Origin of the sequence: Ensifer sp. Root558 (genome assembly GCF_001427045.1) — a bacterium.
Taxonomy (GTDB): domain Bacteria; phylum Pseudomonadota; class Alphaproteobacteria; order Rhizobiales; family Rhizobiaceae; genus Ensifer; species Ensifer adhaerens.
Window position 1 is genome coordinate 438911 of sequence record NZ_LMGC01000012.1, and the last position, 18056, is coordinate 456966.

At 62.4% G+C, this 18056-nt stretch carries 15 protein-coding genes and 1 tRNA gene; 11 read left to right on the forward strand and 5 right to left on the reverse strand.

Annotated features, from left to right (window positions below; genetic code table 11):
• Nucleotides 1-2 precede the first annotated feature (2 nt).
• Nucleotides 3-1217 carry an alpha/beta hydrolase gene (locus tag ASD63_RS15485; protein WP_051659371.1) on the reverse strand — a complete coding sequence of 405 codons (1215 nt, stop codon included), beginning with the start codon at nt 1215-1217 and terminating at the stop codon, nt 3-5.
• A gap of 248 nt (nt 1218-1465) precedes the next feature.
• The gene (gene ampC, locus ASD63_RS15490) at nt 1466-2629 is read right to left on the reverse strand and encodes a class C beta-lactamase (RefSeq protein ID WP_234798725.1); all 1164 of its coding nucleotides are present in this window, start codon (nt 2627-2629) and stop codon (nt 1466-1468) included.
• Between the two features lie 548 nt (nt 2630-3177).
• Between ampC and ASD63_RS15495 the strand changes: the two genes are divergently transcribed.
• The 6 genes from ASD63_RS15495 to ASD63_RS15520 all read left to right on the forward strand — a co-directional run bounded on the left by ASD63_RS15495 (nt 3178) and on the right by ASD63_RS15520 (nt 8633).
• Complete coding sequence (locus tag ASD63_RS15495) at nt 3178-3429, forward strand: glycine zipper 2TM domain-containing protein (RefSeq protein ID WP_034797201.1); 252 nt, start codon at nt 3178-3180, stop codon at nt 3427-3429.
• A 17-nt stretch (nt 3430-3446) separates the two neighbouring features.
• A complete protein-coding gene (locus ASD63_RS15500; RefSeq protein WP_034797198.1) occupies nt 3447-3797 on the forward strand; it encodes an EF-hand domain-containing protein in 351 nt (116 codons plus the stop codon).
• 396 nt (nt 3798-4193) lie between these two features.
• Entirely contained in the window at nt 4194-5552 is a 1359-nt protein-coding gene (locus tag ASD63_RS15505) for a DUF3300 domain-containing protein (protein ID WP_051659370.1), read from the forward strand.
• Between the two features lie 20 nt (nt 5553-5572).
• Entirely contained in the window at nt 5573-6529 is a 957-nt protein-coding gene (locus tag ASD63_RS15510; protein ID WP_034797196.1) for a DUF2950 domain-containing protein, read from the forward strand.
• 5 nt (nt 6530-6534) lie between these two features.
• Complete coding sequence (locus tag ASD63_RS15515) at nt 6535-7767, forward strand: hypothetical protein (protein ID WP_034797195.1); 1233 nt, start codon at nt 6535-6537, stop codon at nt 7765-7767.
• Nucleotides 7768-7961: 194 nt separating this feature from the next.
• Nucleotides 7962-8633: a hypothetical protein gene (locus ASD63_RS15520; RefSeq protein WP_034797183.1), complete on the forward strand. Its 672-nt coding sequence runs from the start codon at nt 7962-7964 to the stop codon at nt 8631-8633.
• Between the two features lie 80 nt (nt 8634-8713).
• Here the strand turns inward: ASD63_RS15520 and ASD63_RS15525 are convergent.
• Both ASD63_RS15525 and ASD63_RS15530 read right to left on the reverse strand, forming a co-directional pair.
• Nucleotides 8714-8789 (reverse strand) — tRNA-Thr (locus ASD63_RS15525).
• 76 nt (nt 8790-8865) lie between these two features.
• Nucleotides 8866-9876, reverse strand: a complete 1011-nt coding sequence (locus tag ASD63_RS15530; RefSeq protein ID WP_034797180.1) for a nitronate monooxygenase family protein — start codon at nt 9874-9876, stop codon at nt 8866-8868.
• A 342-nt stretch (nt 9877-10218) separates the two neighbouring features.
• Between ASD63_RS15530 and ASD63_RS15535 the strand changes: the two genes are divergently transcribed.
• Complete coding sequence (locus tag ASD63_RS15535) at nt 10219-11445, forward strand: hypothetical protein (RefSeq protein WP_034797177.1); 1227 nt, start codon at nt 10219-10221, stop codon at nt 11443-11445.
• Nucleotides 11446-11530: 85 nt separating this feature from the next.
• Here the strand turns inward: ASD63_RS15535 and ppk2 are convergent, their stop codons facing one another.
• Nucleotides 11531-12427 (reverse strand): polyphosphate kinase 2, encoded by an 897-nt coding sequence (ppk2, locus tag ASD63_RS15540; RefSeq protein WP_034797604.1) that lies wholly within the window; start codon nt 12425-12427, stop codon nt 11531-11533.
• Nucleotides 12428-12659: 232 nt separating this feature from the next.
• On the opposite strand from ppk2, the gene phoR reads away from it, so the two are divergent.
• The 4 genes from phoR to pstA all read left to right on the forward strand — a co-directional run bounded on the left by phoR (nt 12660) and on the right by pstA (nt 18053).
• Nucleotides 12660-13925, forward strand: a complete 1266-nt coding sequence (phoR, locus tag ASD63_RS15545) for a phosphate regulon sensor histidine kinase PhoR (RefSeq protein WP_034797603.1) — start codon at nt 12660-12662, stop codon at nt 13923-13925.
• Between the two features lie 195 nt (nt 13926-14120).
• Nucleotides 14121-15155 (forward strand): substrate-binding domain-containing protein, encoded by a 1035-nt coding sequence (locus ASD63_RS15550; protein ID WP_034797176.1) that lies wholly within the window; start codon nt 14121-14123, stop codon nt 15153-15155.
• A 94-nt stretch (nt 15156-15249) separates the two neighbouring features.
• Complete coding sequence (gene pstC, locus ASD63_RS15555) at nt 15250-16734, forward strand: phosphate ABC transporter permease subunit PstC (RefSeq protein ID WP_034797175.1); 1485 nt, start codon at nt 15250-15252, stop codon at nt 16732-16734.
• Nucleotides 16731-18053: a phosphate ABC transporter permease PstA gene (gene pstA / locus ASD63_RS15560; protein WP_034797174.1), complete on the forward strand. Its 1323-nt coding sequence runs from the start codon at nt 16731-16733 to the stop codon at nt 18051-18053. The genes pstC and pstA overlap by 4 nt, the downstream gene beginning before the upstream one ends.
• Nucleotides 18054-18056 lie beyond the last annotated feature (3 nt).

Consider the following 18056-nt stretch of genomic DNA (forward strand, 5'->3'; position numbering starts at 1 on the left):
CCTTACTTTATCTTCACCGGCGTCGGCATGTCGGTTGCGAGCGTGTCTCCGACGACCACCTTCTTCTTCTTCGCCGGCTGCGGGTTTTCGAGGATCGACACAGGCGCCGAGACCGTCACGGCCGCGACGTTGCCGACGTTTCTCGCCGTGCCGGCGACGACCGCGGCAATGCCGGTTCCAACCGAGATATCGGAATCTGTGAGCGTCTGCCCCGTGGCGAGCCGCGTGCCGATGAGCTGGACGATCTCGGGGCTTTCCGCAAACTTTCCGTGGTGCAGGCCGTCCTCAGACTTAACCTTTGTCAAATCGATGGCAGTGATGCCGGCCCTTTCAAGCTGAGTGCGATAAGGCTCTGCCGACGGGTCGATTGCGCCAAGGCGTGAAACGTCGCCCGAGATGAAGCTCGAAAGCGCCAAGGCGCGGTCGTCCTGCGAAACGAAGATGGTGAACTTCGGCCGTTTCTTGCCCATCTCGACAAACTGCTTGGCGAAGACATCGAGATCGATATCGGGCGAGGCGAGGATGACGTTCTCGATCTTGGACGGCACGTTGCCGTCGCGGATGCCCATCTGCCGGAGCGATTCCATCGTCAGCCAGGTACCCATGGAATGGGCGAGGATGGTTATGCTTTTGACCTTCGGCGCGTCGGATAGCTTTTTCAGAATGTCTTCGAGCGCCGTGCGCGAATAGTTCGTGCTTTCCTTGTCGTAGTTGTAGTCGAACACGTTGGCGCGCGAAGGCCAGGTGAAGAGAACCGGCGTTGCCTGGACCTCCGAGTCATGCACGATCTGCGCCAGCCGGTAGACCGAATCCTCGTAGCGATTGTTGAAGCCGTGCACGAAGACGAAGGCATTGCCGCCGACATCGTGCTGCAGGAACCAGGACTTGGCTTCATCGAGCGACTTGAGCTCGTTCACCCGCGTGACGGCGAATTCCTTGGCCGGATCCGGCGGCAGCTTGCGCGGCCATTGCACCGTGCCCGACTTGCGTGCCGTTTCCGGCGGGATCGAAACCGCGACGTCGGTAAGGAAAGTATTGGCGTCGCGCTCGCCGGAAAAGAGCGTTGCCGGATCGCCGGAGGGTTCGCGCGTGGTTGCGACAAGCATGTCGACGGTGGATGCGCCCGGGACCGGAGTGGTGAGTGCGACGGGCGCCATCACACCCTTGGCATGGCCGCCGCAGCCGGCAAGCAGCGTCAGCGCCGCAAGCACGAACATTGTCCGCCCCCTGCCTGCGCCTCCCCGATGTAACGAACCCTGAACTCCCACCCATTCGAACATCGGCATCCCCACATACGCCTGAACTCGACTGCATCTGATCGCGCTTTCGCGAAATGCAGATGACAATACTCGGCGTCAATATGCAAGCAGGCGCTGATTGAAGATTCGCTACAGAGTTGTTGATGGATGTCGTTTCCCGTGTCGCGGGCTTGCCGCGACACGAAACCGACGCGGGCGATCTGCCGTTACTTCGCCGCCGCTTCCAGCGACTTCAGGATCGCGTGGGCAGCCTTGATCCTCTCGGGGTTCGGGTAGTTGCGGTTGGCAAGCAGCACGATTCCGATCTTCTTCTCCGGTACGAAGGCGACATAGCCGCCGAAGCCGTTGGTGGAGCCGGTCTTGTTGTAGAGCGTCGAGCCATCGGGGCGCTTCGGGGGATCCAATGCCTTGACCGGGTTGCTTTTCAGGGCCATGTCGCGCGAATTGCCGTCGAGCAGCCGCTCCAGCGAAACGGGGTAGGGGTATTGTTCCCAGCCCAGCCCCTGCACCATCTTGCCGCTGTCGAAATATCCGACATGGGTGCCTTCGACCGACTTGCGGATCGCGCCGTCGAGACGTTCAGGCTGGATGTTGGTCTCGACGAAGCGGATCATGTCTGCGGCCGATGACTTTACGCCATAGGCCTCCGCGTCGAACGTACCGGCAGTGACGCGAATTGGCTTGTCGGCCTTGCCGTAGCCCCAGGCGTAGCTGCCCATCTGGCTATCGGGAACGCGGACATAGCTGTGCTTCAGGCCGAGCTTGGGAAAGATCTCGCTTTCGAGAACCGCGCTGAAGCTGCCGCCCATCGCTAAAGCCGCGGTGTGGCCGAAGAGGCCGATGCTCGGGTTGGAATAGCGACGCTTCTTGCCGGGCTTGGCCTCCGGTTTCCATGTGCTGAAATAGCCGACCATGTCGGCGTTGCTCTTGACCGCATCGGGAAACTGCAACGGCAGTCCGCCAGCCGTATAGGTGGCAAGATGCAGGAGGGTCGCCTTGTCGATCGGCGTGCCCGCAAAGGCCGGGATGTACTTGCCGGGATGATCGTCGAAGGAGAGCTTGCCGGTGACCTGCGCATAGGACGCCAGTGTCGCGGCGAAGGCCTTGCTGATCGAGCCCAGTTCAAACAGCGTATTCTCGGTAACCGGTGCGTTCGTTTCCTTGGAAGCGACGCCGTAGTTCAGGAAATAGTGCCGGCCTTCAACGGTGACGGCGACGGCCATGCCCGGCACCTTGTGTTCGCGCATGATGGGGCGGATCGCCTTGTCCACGGCAGCGGCAATCTGCGCCCGCTCGCCACCTTCGGCAAAGGCGCTGGACGCCAGGGTCGCAAGGATTGCAGTAGAAAGACCTAATTTAATTGTCGCCATTCTATCCATTCGATGTGTTCTCTCTCGATATGCTGTCGGTGGCGCGGCGTGGGAGGGCCGCCGGCCACGGTCGGAGATGCTGTGTCGGGTCCGAGCTGGCGCTTTGCCGGCCCATGTCCCGCCAGGCCACGGAGACCCTGCAAGAAGTGCCCAACAGGACGGCAAAGAGCTAGACCGCCCGGCCCGACGGCACAAATGACGATATTTCGAGGGAGACCCTAGAAAATCTAAGGTGAGATGTCGCCGCGCGGGAGACGATTCCAGAGGCCGAAAGGGCGGCGGGGAGGGGCGCCGGCGCCGTGCGCTCTACAAAATCACGCTGTCCGTTGTCATCGGGGGTTCTCGGGCGTAGTATTCGCCGGCAGTTCAAGGCCCTGTTGTTGCCAGACTGCATGTCTAATATGTCTAATCCGCGAGCTGCTTCTGATCCAACAGAAGAGTCTCCCCCGATTCCGGGAGAATATTCGGAAGCTTATTTACATCCGACGCCACTCAATGGCGCCTCCGCCGATCTCTATTGCAATCAGACGGCCATATTGGAGGATAAGATGAGCAAGCAGACCATAACTATCGTTCTTGCCGGCGCCCTAGCCTTATCGGGGTGCCAATCGGCCTATATGTCCAAGAGCGGTTCGACCGGCAACGAATTCGGCTGCATTGCCGGAACCGTTGGTGGGGCCATTGTCGGCGGCCTGATCGGCTCGACCATTGGTTCAGGCACCGGTCAGCTATGGGCCGTTGGTGGTGGAGCGACACTCGGCGCTGCTGCCGGCAACGCGCTGACATGCCGCTATTATTGATCGAGGAACAGAGCAGAATGAAGAAAATCGTTCTTATGAGCGTGCTTGCGCTCGGCCAGATCACACCGGCGATCGCGCAGCAAGCTGCGACGATGAACCAGGGACAGATGAGCGCGCTCGACAGCGACAAGGACGGCGCGGTCGAGCGGTCCGAGTACGAGGCCTTCATGGCGGGCGCCTTCGACAATCTCGACAAGAACAAGGACGGAAATCTTACGTCCGACGAGACGAAGCAGGCGCTGAACGCTCAGCAGTTTGCCGCCACGGATACCAACAGCGACGGCAAGATCAGCCGGAACGAGTTTCTTGATCGGGTGATGGCGGATTTCAAGACCGCGGATCGAAGCGGCGACGGCAGCCTGAAATGATGCTCGGAGCCAATGCCGACCGCCCTTGATCCCGGTCGTTCGCGGCTGGCGGGCACGGGCTTCGGCCCGGCTCTCGCGCAAGCAAAGACGGCGTGCGCGCACGCACGTCCTCATTTTCCGGTTGCAATTGCCGGGCGTTCTGTTTCTCATGTCTAAAATTCACCGGCAGCTGGCCAGCTGGCTGCCGGTGCTCATGCCGCTCTTCCTGATTGTCCCATTCGGCTTTCTGACAAGCGACCAGGTTCTCCACGCAAGCGTGCGGAAGGGGACGTCGATGACAGCGAATGGGAATTCTCGCGATTGCCCCGCCGGCCGCGTATGGCCGGCGCCGTGACGTCCAAGCCGGGGGATCTCCCGGGCTCGTTTGTTGATCGTTGTGCCTGGATAGGAGAGACCATGTTCGACCGACCTCGTTCTTTGCGTGCGCCAACGGTGGCGTTGCTTGCCTTGCTGACGGGTTCGTTTGCGGTGGGCACTGCGCTGGCGCAGGAGCAGGCCGCCGCCCAGGCGGCGACCGAAGAGGCGCCGCAACCGCTCAGCGAAGATGAGCTCGAGGTCCTCGTCGCGCGCATTGCGCTCTACCCCGACGAACTCGTCGCACTCGTGACCTCTGCCTCGCTCTACCCGCTGCAGATCGTCGAGGCCGAGCGCTTCCTCGAGGTTTCGCAGACCAAGAAGGACATGAAGCCGAAGGACAGCTGGGACGGCAGCATCGTCTCGCTGCTGAATTATCCTCAGATCGTCAAGATGATGAGCGACGACCTCGACTGGACCCAGTCGCTCAGCGACGCGCTAGCCTATCAGCAGAAGGACGTGCTCGTCGCCATCCAGCAATTGCGCGACAAGGCCGTCGCCGACGGCGTCATCAAGTCGGACGACAAGGTGGTGGTGAAGCAGGAAAACGACAACGTCGTGATCCAGGCCGCCAATCCGGAGAAAATCTACGTCCCCCAATACGAGCCGCAGATGCTCTATGATCCAGGCTATCAGCCGGCCCCGATCGCCTATTATCCCGAGCCCTATCCGAACTATTACTATCCGACGGCGACCTTCTTTGCCGGCGTGGTCACGGGTGCTGCCTTTGCCGCGGTCGTCGACTGGGACGACTGGGGCGTCTGGGGCGGGCGCTGGAACGGCGGCGATGTCGATATCGACTGCAACAATTGCTTCAACAACATCAACGGCAAGGTGAAATTCAACGACGTCGACTGGAAAAATGTCGACCGCAGCAAGATCAGCTTCGACAAGAACCAGTTCGCCAAGATCGATCGCACCTCCATGGAGCGGGACTTCAAGTCCGCGAAAGGCAACAACATCGCCAACCGGGCGAAGGTGGCCCGCACCAACGAGATCGGCGCGGCGGCAAATAGATCCGGTAGCCGGATCTCGGTCGACGATGTCCGCAAGAGCAAGGTCGAGGCGCGCCAGCGGGAAAATCTCGGGCGAACCAACGCAGCTCCTGGCGACCGCAAACCGGGCAACCAGGTCAAGCAGAGGCCTCAGGGCGACAAGATCGGCAATGCCAAGCCGGCGGCCCGGGCCGATCGCCAGGTCGCCAAGCCGAAGCCGGGCGGCAAGATCGATCGTGGCGGTGGCGGAAAACCATCCGCCCTTGGTCAGGTCCAGAGCGGACGGGTGACCAAGATGCAGTCGGACCGCGGCCGCCAGGCGCTTGGTGGCGGCCAGCGCGGCGGTGGCCAGCCGCACCGTGAGATCAGGCGTGGTGGTGGCGGCGGCGGCGGACGGCACCGGTAACTCAAGGGAGGAGAACGAAAATGACCAAGCGCGTACATAATCTGCTCCTGTCTTCCTTTGCAGCCGCCGTGCTCGCCAGCGGCTCGGCGACGGTCGCTTCTGCGCAGGATCCCGCGGCGCACACGCCGCTCTCCGACTATGCGGCCGCAAGCGATCCGCCGGCGTTCGACACACCGGAACAGGCAATCGATGCGTTCAAGGCCGCCGTTGGTTCGGGCGATTTCGACAAGCTCGCGAACCTGGTGGGGCTGGATGCGGCCAAGGCCAAGACCAGCGACGGGGTGATGGACGCCTACGCCGATATCCAGGCGGGCGTAAAGAAGAAGGTGGCCGTACAGGACGTCGAAAACCGAAAGGTACTGGAGATCGGCGAAGTGCTCTGGCCCTTCCCGTTCCCGATTGCCAAGGGCGACGACGGAAAATGGGCCTTCGACACCTATACCGGTCTCGAGGAGATCGCCAATCGCCTGGTCGGCCGCAACGAACTCGACACGATCGCGACGGTCCGCGCCTATGTCGAGGCGCAGGAGGAATATGCGCAGGAAGATCATGACGGCGACGGCGTGCTCGAATACGCGCAGAAGCTGATCAGCAGCGAGGGCAAGACCGACGGGCTCTACTGGCCCGCGGGCGAGGGCCAGCCACAGAGCCCTGCGGGTGAAGCGCTCGCCGATGGCGCAGTGCTTGCCAGGGCCCAGGCCGGCAAGGGCTATTTCGGCTATCGCTACCGCGTGCTGACGAGCCAGGGCGACAACATCGCCGGCGGCAAGTTCGACTACATCATCAACGGCAACATGATTGCGGGCTTCGCTCTGGTCGCCTGGCCGGTGAAATATGGCGCAACGGGCGTCCACACCTTCGTCGTCAACCGCAACGGCACCGTCTACCAGGCCGATCTGGGCGACAAGACCGAGAGCGTTGCTGAAGGGATCCGGCAGTTCAATCCCAACGACAACTGGCAGGTCGTGGAGGATTGAGCGCCATGAGCGGAGCGGACCCAGGCGCCAAGGCATCCGGCGGCGACGCGGCGGATGCCGCGCCGGCAGCTCGGCAGGGAAAGATCGCCGAGTACCTCGCGTCCCATGGCGGCCCGTTCTTCGAGCTGCAGGCAAGGCTGAAGCTGTTGCGTGCGAACGCGCTGCAGTCAGGAAAGCGGGCTTTGCTTTTCGTCGCGCTTGCCTGGGGCGTTCCCTTTCTGCTTGGCCTGCCCGACAGCCTGTCGCTCGACCATAGCCAGGGCGCCTATCTGACCGATCCGGGCGTGTGGGCAAAGTTCTTCGTCGCGATTGCCGCTTTTGTGCTGGCCGAACAGCAGGTCGAGCGGGGGCTTCGCATCAAGCTCGGACAGTTTTCGCGCGCGCCGCTCATCGCTCCGACCTCGATGCCATCAGCCGCGCGCGCGATTTCCAACGCGCTGAAACAACGCGATTCCGGGCTGGCGGAAACCGTCTGCCTGGCACTCGCCGCGGTCGCGGCGCTGCTTTCCTTCCTGAACTTCCATACGACAGACGTCTCGTTCTGGGCCGTCGAGCACTCGGCCGAGGGCAACAGGATTACCGCTGCCGGCTGGTGGTCGATCTGCGTCAGCCTACCGCTCTTCGTCTTCCTGTTCCTGCGCGGCGTATGGCGGCACCTCGTCTGGGCGCGACTTTTGCGCAAGATCGCTCAACTGGAGCTTCGCCTCGTCGCCGCCCATCCCGACGGCAAGGGTGGCCTCGGCTTTCTGTCGCAATATCCGAACGCCTACATGTTCTTCGTCTTCGGCATGAGCGCGGCGATCGCGGCAGCGGTCATGAAGCACCTGCTGCAGGAGACGCTGTCGATGACGACGTTCAGCATGATCATGAGCGGGTGGCTGGCGATCGTGATCGCCTTCTTCGCCTATCCGTTATCGGCCTTCTCCAAGCCGCTGGCACGGCTGAAGGAAACCGGGCTGCTGATGTTCGGCGTGCAGGCGACCCGCTTCCAGCGCGCAGCAGAGCGCAAGGTGCTCGGCCGCAACGTGGCAGCCGACGCGACCGAGGAACCCGACGACGACGTGGCCGACCCCGGCAAACTGTTCGACGCGACCAAGAAGCTTTCGACCATGCTCATCAGCCGCGACGCCGTCGTGCCGGTCGCTGCCGCCGCTCTCATTCCCTTCGCCGTCGCAGGCGCGACAAGGCTGCCTTACAAGGAAGTGTTTTCGGTGCTGAAGAAGCTGTTGCTGCTGTGACGAGCGTCGCTTCGTCGGGGAGGCCGTACCCCGATCAGGCTCGGCCTGTCTGTTTGGGCCCGTTGTGGTGAGGTTCGAAACAGAAAATCCGGCTTTCCGTGGTCCAGGATAGGGAAGCGTCTTGACCTCAACTTAAGTTGAGGTCTTATGAACTTGTCCGATAGAGCCAATTGCCATGTGACGGATCGGACTTCATGCACATCTCCAGATTAATTCTGCCGGCATCGGACGTCGCCAATAGTGCTGCCTACTTTCGCGATGTCCTCGAACTGCCGACGGCCGGGAACTCCATCCAGGTGGGCTGGAGCGAAATCCAGCTGATCCCGGCCGCTGAGGGAGCGCCACACGGCGTGCACCTGGCCTTCAACATCCCCTTTGCGCGTTTTGACATGGCCGTCGCTTGGTTGGAGGGGCGGACATTGCTCCAAAAGGAGCCGGGTGGAGAAGCGTGCTTTGCCCTTGAAGGAGATTGGCAATCAAGGTCGATCTACTTCGACGGCCCCGACAATGCCGTGCTCGAATTGATCGGCCGCCGCAGGCTGATCCATCCCGCGGACAAGCGACCGTTCAGCGGCGCTGACCTGTCCTGCCTGAGCGAGGTCGGCGTTCCCTCCGATGATGTCGAGGGCATGGTGGCCGAGGCGGCCTGGACGTTTGGTGTCGGAACGGTCGGGCCAGCCTCGTCCAGCTTTGCCGCGATCGGCAATGATGAAGGCATGCTAATTGCCGTCGACCCGAACCGGCCGTGGTTTCCGCAAAAGCGTCAACGACCGGGTGCCAATGGACTGGAGATTTGGGTGACCGACGTGAAGTCACCTGGAACCGTGTCTGATGCCAAGCACGGCTGGAAAGTCCGAGCGAGATAGGGCAATCTCGGCGATCGTTTGTCCGACGACAGAGTGGTACTTTCGCCGTTGGCGATCGTGCTTTTCTTTTCAAGGAGGAATGGTGCCGCTTACGTGACTCGAACACGTGACCCCATCATTACGAATGATGTGCTCTACCGACTGAGCTAAAGCGGCCCGGAGGCAGTTCCGCGGAAGCCCGCGGAACGAATGTGAGGCGCTGATAAACGCAAAGCGCCGAGATTTCAAGCCATCAGTTGCGAGAACTTGAAAATTCCTTGTTGGCTGTCGCTGCGGGTGCGGAGTGCAGGCCGAGGCGGGTGCGCGCTGCATCGTATTCGCGCTCGAGCCGGTCGACCATGCGGGCGACGGATGTCACTTCCTTGACCGCGCCGATGCCCTGGCCGCATCCCCAGATGTCCTTCCAGGCCTTGGCGCCGTCGGTCGCAGCGCCGAAATCCATTTTCGACGGGTCGGCTTCGGGCAGATTGTCCGGATCCATGCCGGCGGCCGAGATCGAGGGCTTCAGGTAGTTGCCGTGGATGCCGGTGAAGTAATTGGAGTAGACGATGTCTGCGGCGTTGCTGTCGACGATCATCTGCTTGTAGGCGTCGCTGGCGCGCGCTTCCTCCGTTGCGATGAAGGGCGAGCCGATATAGGCCATGTCAGCGCCCATCGCCTGGGCCGCCAGAATGGCGCCGCCGGTAGCGATCGCGCCCGAGAGAAGCAGCGGCCCGTCGAACCAGGAGCGGATTTCCTGGACAAGCGCAAACGGGGAAAGCGTGCCAGCATGGCCGCCGGCGCCGGCGGCCACCGCGATCAGGCCGTCGGCGCCCTTGCGGATCGCCGAATTGGCGTGACGGTTGTTGATGACGTCGTGAAGCACGATGCCGCCATAGGAATGGATGGCCGCATTAACCTCGGGCACGGCGCCGAGCGAGGAGATGACGACCGGCACCTTATATTTGATGCAGAGCATCAGGTCCTGCTCAAGCCGCGCATTGGATTTGTGCACGATCTGGTTGACGGCAAAGGGGGCGGCCCGCCGGCCGGGATTCTTGGCGTCGTGGTCGGCAAGCGTCTCGGTGATCTCGGCCAGCCATTCGTCGAGCTGCGATTGCGGGCGAGCGTTCAGCGCCGGGAAGGCGCCGATCACGCCAGCCTTGCACTGCGCGATCGTCAGCTTCGGATTGGAAATGATGAACAGGGGGGCGCCGACAACTGGCAGTCTCGTCGTTCCGGAAAGAATTGGCGGAAGCGGCATCGGTTTCTCCATCCCTCGGTAAGGCGCGCCAAATTTTTGACGTTTGCGTAAACGTCAAAATAGATAGCAGCAAGTTTGCCGCTTGCAAAGGGCGGTTTGGCCGCGATGTCGCCGCCTCTTTTTTCGCACCGGCGCCGTGAAGGAAAGCGTTTTCCCCGGCCTTGGCCGGTCGCGCCCGTCGCCGGACTTGCGGATTCTGGCAGCAGCGGTTACGCAATTGTTAACAAAACCAACGGCGTGCCTCCAGATTTAACCCTTATGCCCTTGCGGTTGGATCGAGAGCGGTGGTCAACCGCGGCGCGCCGGCAGGTCCAAAGCCCTGCCTACACAGAAGGACTTGATGTGAGCGGACTTGAGACTGCAATCAGAAATGCCCTTGAGCGCTCCGATCGCGCCAATGCGGAAACGCGGGCGCGCATTTATCAATCTGCCCGTCAGGCGCTCGAAACCGGGTTGCAGAAACAGGGGATCGAGGACGGCAACGTCATCGCCCAGCAGCGCCATCGGCTCGAAGCCGTCATTCATGCGATCGAAACGGAAGAGAGAGCGGCACTGAGGACGCGACAACCGGCACCTCCGGTGGTCAGCCTCGACGATGCCGCGCGGGCGCGCGGGCCGGCACAGCCACGGGTCGAGCCGCAAGTCCGGTCACCGACGCAGGCCCAACCCCAACCTCAGACCCAGGCTCCACCTCAGAGCCAGCCACAGGCCCCGGCGGCCGGTCGTCGGGAACCCGGTTTTGCCGGCGACGCGCCGCGCCAGGCGGCGAGCGATGGCGGTCTCGGTGGTCTGCGTGCCGATCGCGACGGTCCGGTGGTATCGACGCGTGCAGCCGCCGAGAGCACGGCAGATGGTGGCGAAACTGCGAGCATCGCGCCCACGGTCCGCGGAGATACGCGCAAACGCCGGCGCAAGCGCAGCCGCTTTCTGTCCTTCACCATGGTCGTCGTCACGCTTGCCGCCGCAGCAGGGGCCGCGGCCTGGTGGGTGCAGACCAATGACCTGCTGAAATCTGCCGCCGAGCGCGACACGAATGTTGCCAATCCCCCGGCATCGGTTGCGTCGGAAGACTTCGATGGCGCGGCGGGATTGCGGACACTCGGCGCGCAGCAGGGCTTTACCGGCGATTGGGTCGAGGTCTTCACGCCCAAGGAAACCGGCGCGATCGCACCCGGAGCGCAGGCAAAGGTCGAGCCGGTGGACGACGAAGGTGGGCGACGCGTGCAGCTGACATCGGCGGTCGCCGACGCGGAAGGGGATATTACCATCGAAATCCCGGCCTCGGTCCTGGCGGAACTCTCCGGCAAGACGTCGACGCTGGCGTTGACCGTGCAGGCCGAGCCCGGCAAGACCACGGAGTTCGCGGTCGAGTGCAATTTCTCCTCGCTCGGCGAATGTGGGCGCCATCGCTTTACCGTGCATGACGAGCGGCTCGACATGCTTTTCAAGATCACCTTCGACCGTAGCCTGGCGCCGAGCTCGCCGGGCCAGATCGTGATCAACAGCGATATCAGCGGTGAGGGCAAGAGCCTCAGCCTCTACGCCATCCGCGTCCTGCCGGGGCAATAAGGCTGGTCGCCAAGGCTTTCCGAGGTGGGGCGGCGGGAAAACCTGCCGGCCCCATCGGCGTCATCGGTTTTGACAGGGCAGGCGTCTATTTCAGGAAACCGGGGCCGGATCCGATGATCTTGTCATCGACCTCGCCGATCGCGCCCTTGTCCTTGCCCTCGTAATCGAGCGAGGAAAGGATGTGGCGGATCAGGTTGAGCCGGGCTCGCCGCTTGTCGTTGCCGCGTACCACCGTCCAGGGTGCATGGTCCGTGTGGGTCTCCTTCAGCATCTCGTCGCGCTTGGCGGTATAATCGTCCCATTTGTTGAGCGCCGCGATGTCCATCGGCGACAGCTTCCAGATCTTCAGTGGGTCGTGGCGGCGATCGTGGAAGCGTTTCAGCTGCATCTCGCGGCCGATGTTGATCCAGAATTTGAAGAACTGGATGCCCTCATGCACGATCATCTTCTCGAAGCGGGGAGCCTGCTTCAGGAACTGCTTATGCTCTTCGGGCGTGCAGAAGCCCATGACCGGTTCGACGCCGGCGCGGTTGTACCAGGAGCGGTCGAACAGCACGAATTCGCCGGCCGTCGGCATGGTCGCGACGTAGCGCTGGAAATACCATTGCCCGCGTTCGGTTTCGGTCGGTTTGGTCAGAGCGACGACACGCGCCCAGCGAGGGTTGAGGTTGTCCATAGTCGCATGGATCGCACCGCCCTTGCCGGCGGCGTCCCGGCCCTCGAACAACGCCATCATGCGCTTGCCTGTCTTCTGCTGCCAGAGCTGAACCTTGACCAGTTCGACCTGCAGCTTTTCCAGCGTTTCCAGATATTCGTCGTCGTCGAGCTTCTTCTTGTAGGGGTAGTCGTCGGAGGAAAATGCCGCGTCGTCGATCCACTTCGGCAACTCGGGATTGTCGATGTCGAAAACGCGACTCTTGCCGCCGATTTCGAGTTCCACCGCGCGGTTCTCCGCCTTGTCCGCCGTATCCGTCGCTGCCATCGGTTCGCCCTTTCGGCTTGGCGCACGGGCCCGAAAACCGGCTTCGATCATCGGAAGGATCATGCGCGTTTTCAAACTTTCGGGCCTGCGCCTGTCATCGGATAAACAAGGCGCTCGCGACCCGATTTCGTTGGAGGAGGCCATAATTGCGTTGCGGATTCAAGCCGGTCGTGAAAATCATGTCATGAAGGATCGCTATTCCTCGACCATTTTGGTCCGGGAGGAAAAGAAAGTGATTCATGAGGATGTCGAGGTGGACGGTTCGAAGGCGTTCTGGCGGAACCTGGTTCCGCGGCTGAAAGCAGAGCGCTGGCTGCTGGGGCTCACCGTGCTCCTGGCGATCCTTGCGACCGTCGCGGGTATTCATTTCCTCATTGTCCTGCCCTTCTGGATCGTTCTCGTCGCCGCGTTGCTCAACCGTAGCGCGCCAACCTCGGTTATTCTGAGCCCGGCCAAGGCGGTGGTCGCTGCCGGCCCGGCGAGCGACCCGCTGGTGCCCGCGCTGAACGCGCTCGACATGCCGGTTCTGGTGATTGCCGCCGACGAGACGGTGGTGTTCCAGAACATCGCTGCCGAGAAGGCCTTTGGCACCATCCCGCCAAACACCTATCTTGCAGCAAGGGTGCGTTCGCCCGGCATCCTCGACATGGTCCGCGAGACGATGGCGACCGGCAAGGCGAACCAGATCGAGCATAACGAGCAGTTGCCGTCCGACGCCGTTTATGTGGTGCGGGTCGCTCCGGCTGAAATTCCGGGCGACGGGCCGGTCAAGCGGATCTTCCTGTTGACCTATCGCGACATCTCTCAGGCGCGCCGCATCGACCGCATGCGCTCGGACTTCGTCGCCAATGCCAGCCACGAGCTGCGCACGCCGCTAGCCTCCTTGCGCGGCTTCATCGAGACGCTCCAGGGTCCGGCGCGCAACGATCTGAAGGCGCAGGAAAAGTTCTTCGGCATCATGCACGAGCAGGCGACGCGCATGAGCCGGCTTGTCGACGATCTGCTGTCGCTGTCGCGGCTGGAGTTGCGCTCGCATATCGCCCCCGATGACCCCGTCGATCTGGCGCCGCTGCTCGGGCATGTCCGCGACAGCCTGCTGCCGCTGGCGAAGGATCTGGATGTCACCGTCTCGCTCGTGGTGCCGGACAAGCCCGTGGTCGTCCGCGGCGAACGCGACGAACTCATCGAGGTCTTCGAGAACCTGATCGAGAATGCGTGCAAGTACGGCCAGGAAGGCAAGAAGGTGGACGTAATCCTGCATGGCGGCGAGGGAGGCGAGGCCGAAGTCGTCGTGAAGGACTATGGCCCGGGCATTCCGGCCGAGCATGTGCCGCGCATCACCGAGCGGTTTTACCGGGTCAATGTCGAGGCCAGCCGCTCGAAGAAGGGCACCGGCCTGGGCCTTGCCATCGCCAAGCACATTCTCACGCGGCATCGTGCCCGGCTCCTCATCCATTCAGAGGTCGGCAAAGGCACGACCTTTACGGTCCGCTTCTGACATATTGGCGCGGGAAAACCCGGGGGTGTTCATTTTTCATTAGCATTTTCAATGACATGAGCTGTCATAAATGTTTCGTCGAACTGACATAAAAGGTGTGGCCATCGGCAGCTAGTTAGGGGCAGCCGATAAGACGGCGAAGAGCGCTGCAACGCTTGGCGCACACCAACACAAGCCCATTCCGGGAGAACTTTTATGAAAGCTCTTAAACTCACTGTCGCGGCGCTGGTCGCTTCGGCCGCATTTGCCGGCGCAGCCGCCGCTCGCGATCAGGTTCAGGTCGCTGGCTCCTCGACCGTTCTTCCCTACGCCAAAATCGTCGCCGAGACGTTCGGCGAGACGTTCCCCGACTTCAAGACCCCGGTGGTCGAATCCGGCGGCTCCTCCGCTGGCCTGAAGGAATTCTGCAAGGGCGTCGGCCCTGATACCATCGACATCGCCAACTCCTCGCGCAAGATCAAGGACAGCGAAGTCGAGGCCTGCAAGGCCGCTGGCGTCACCGAAATCCAGGAAGTGAAGATCGGTTATGACGGCATCGTCTTTGCGACCGACGCCGGCAATGCCGACCTCGCCCTGAAGCCGGAAGACCTCTACAAGGCGCTCGCTGCTGAAGTCGTCGTCGACGGCAAGATCGTCGCCAACCCCTACAAGAAGTGGTCCGAAGTCAACGCCGCCCTGCCGGCCGTCGAAATCGCCGCTTACATCCCGGGCGAAAAGCACGGCACCCGCGAAGTCTTCGAAGAGAAGATCCTCGCTGCAGGCTGCAAGAACGCTGGCGCCGTTGACGTGATCAAGGCTGCCGTTGCCGATGAAAAGCAGCAGCACAGCAAGTGCGTCGCAGTCCGCAAGGACGGCCTGGCTGTCGACATCGACGGCGACTACACCGAAACGCTCGCCCGTATCGCTGCCAACAAGAACGGCATCGGCGTGTTCGGCCTGTCATTCTACGAAAACAACGCCGACAAGCTGAAGGTCGCGACCGTCAACGGCATCGTACCGTCGACCGAAACGATCGCTTCCGGCGAGTACCCGGTTTCCCGCCCGCTGTACTTCTACGTCAAGAAGGCACATCTCGGCGTTATCCCGGGCCTCAAGGAATATGTTGAGTTCTTCCTCGACGACCAGATGATCGGCCCGGAAAGCCCGCTCGCCGAATACGGCCTCGTTGCCGCTCCGGACGCTGAGCGCGAAGAAATCCGCAAGGCTTTCTCTGCCGGCAACATGCTCTGATAATGACAAGCCCCGGCGCGATGTCTTCGCGCCGGGGCATGCCTTCATTCGATTTGCCGGCACCCATGACGGGCGATGCCGGGGAGACGTGCGGATGAGTACTTCGCTCCTTCTTTTGCTCATTATTGTTATTGGTTTCATTGCTTATTTTGCAGGCCGCGCCCGTTCGCTGGCGCAGTCCGGCGGCAAGCTCTCCAACCTGCATTCACTGCCGGGCTATCACGGTAGCTACGTCGCCATCTGGGCGATGCTTCCGGCCGCACTCGTTCTCGGCACCTGGCTGTTCGCCGCTCCCGTCTATATCGACGGAAGCACGCGCGCGGCCCTGCCGGATACCGTCCAGAGCCAGGGCCCTGCCGCCGTGCAGCTCGCGCTCGGTCAGGTCAAATCCGTTGCCGGTGGCCTTCTGCGCCTGAGCGGCGAGGAACTCGCAGCCCTTGAGAGCGGCTCCGCCAATCTTCGCGCGACGCTCGCGTCCAAGGGCGTTGCCCTTGCTGGCGAAGGCGATCCCTACATGGTCACCGTCGCCAAGCACTTCAACGCGATGACCGCGACCAACCGCTGGCTGATGACGGTCGCCGTTCTGCTGATCGCGATTGCCGGCGGCGTCTACGCCATCCGCAACGTCGCGACCCGCTTCCGCGCCCGCAACCAGGTCGAGCGGGTCATTCTCGGCTCACTGATCGTCGCGTCCTCCATCGCCATCCTGACGACGGTCGGCATCGTCGCCTCGATGCTGTCGGAAGCCGGACGCTTCTTCACCATGGTCTCGCCGTTCGAGTTCTTCTTCGGCACGGTCTGGGATCCGCGGTTTGCCGCTGCCGGCAGCGGCGGCGCTTCGGGCCAGTTCGGCCTCATCCCGCTTCTTGCCGGCACGCTCTACATCGCCTTCGTCGCCATGCTGTTTGCGGTGCCGATCGGCCTCTTCGCGGCGATCTACATGGCGGAATATGCAAGCCCGCGCCTGCGTTCGACCGCAAAGCCGCTGCTCGAAGTGCTCGCCGGCATCCCGACCATCGTCTACGGTTTCTTTGCGCTGGTGACCGTTGGCCCGTTCCTGCGTGACATCTCCGCCCAGATGAACGGTCTCATGACCGGCAACTACCAGAACTTCATCCAGGCACAGAGCGTTCTGACGGCGGGCATCGTCATGGGCATCATGCTGATCCCATTCGTGTCGTCGCTGTCGGACGACATCATCACCCAGGTGCCGCGGGCACTGCGTGACGGCTCGCTCGGCCTTGGCGCCACCCGCTCGGAGACGGTCAAGAAGGTCATCCTCCCGGCAGCCCTCCCGGGCATCGTCGGCGCGCTGCTGCTCACCGCCTCGCGCGCCGTCGGCGAGACCATGATCGTGGTGCTGGCAGCCGGTGTGGCGGCCCGCATGCAGATCAATCCCTTCGAGCCGATGACGACGGTGACCGTTAAGATCGTCAACCAGCTGACAGGTGACCTCGAGTTCACCTCGCCGCAGACGCTGGTGGCCTTCGCACTGGGCATCACGCTCTTCGTCATCACGCTCGGCCTCAACATTTACGCGCTCTACATCGTGCGCAAATACCGGGAACAGTACGAATGACCGACATCGCTTCCCCGACCGTCCGGATCTCCGCCCGTCCCGCATCCGCCAAGCGCGATATCGGCATCAAGCGTCGCTATGCTGCCGAACGCCGGTTCCGCTTCTACGGCATGGCCGCGATCAGCACCGGTCTCTTCTTCCTGGCATTGCTGTTGTGGACCGTCTTTTCCAACGGCTACACCGCATTCCAGCAGACGACGATTACGCTGCCGATCGAATTCACCGAAAAGGTCATCGACCCCAAAGGCGAACGCGCGACCGACGGCAAGGTGCTGATGACCGCCAACTATCCGCTGTTGGTGCGCGACGCGCTCGTCAAGCAGCTCGGCATCGACGCCACCAAGCGGCCGCAGGTCAAGCAGGCGACCGACATGGTTTCCGCGAGCTCCCGCACGCTCCTGCGCGACATGGTCGCCGCGGACCCGTCGATCATCGGCAAGACGGTTCCCGTCACGCTGCTGGCCGAGGCCAACATCGACTCCGCCTTCAAGGGCCAGATCGATCTCTCGGTCGATGAGGGCAAGCGCAAGGTCAAGGACCAGCAGGTCACCTGGATGAACGAGCTGGCGAGCGCCGGCATCCTGAAGAAGAGCTTCAACACCGGCATCTTCACCTTTGGCGCCTCCAGCCGTCCCGAAGCGGCAGGCGTCGGCGTCGCGGCCCTCGGTTCGCTCTACATGATGCTGATCGTGCTGGTGCTGTCGCTTCCGATCGGCGTCGCCGCCTCGATCTACCTCGAGGAGTTTGCGCCGAAGAACCGGCTGACCGACCTGATCGAGGTCAACATCAACAACCTCGCGGCCGTTCCGTCGATCGTCTACGGCCTCCTGGGTCTCGCCGTCTTCATCAACTTCGCCGGCATGCCGCGCTCGGCAGCCGTCGTCGGTGGCTTCGTGCTGACGTTGATGACCCTGCCGACGATCATCATCGCCACCCGTGCGGCGTTGAAGGCGGTCCCGCCGTCGATCCGCTCGGCGGCCCTCGGTCTCGGTGCGTCGAAGATGCAGACCATCTTCCACCACGTGCTGCCGCTGGCGATGCCGGGCATCCTGACCGGCACCATCATCGGTCTTGCCCACGCGCTTGGTGAAACCGCGCCGCTGCTCCTGATCGGCATGGTCGCCTTCGTCGTCGATTTTCCCGGTTCGCCTATGGAACCGTCGACGGCACTGCCGGTGCAGATCTACATGTGGGCCAACGAGGCGGAACGCGCCTTCGTCGAGCGCACCTCCGGCGCAATCATCATTCTTCTCATCTTCCTGGTCGTCATGAACCTTGGAGCCATTCTGTTGCGACGTCGCTTTGAGCGCCGCTGGTAGTGA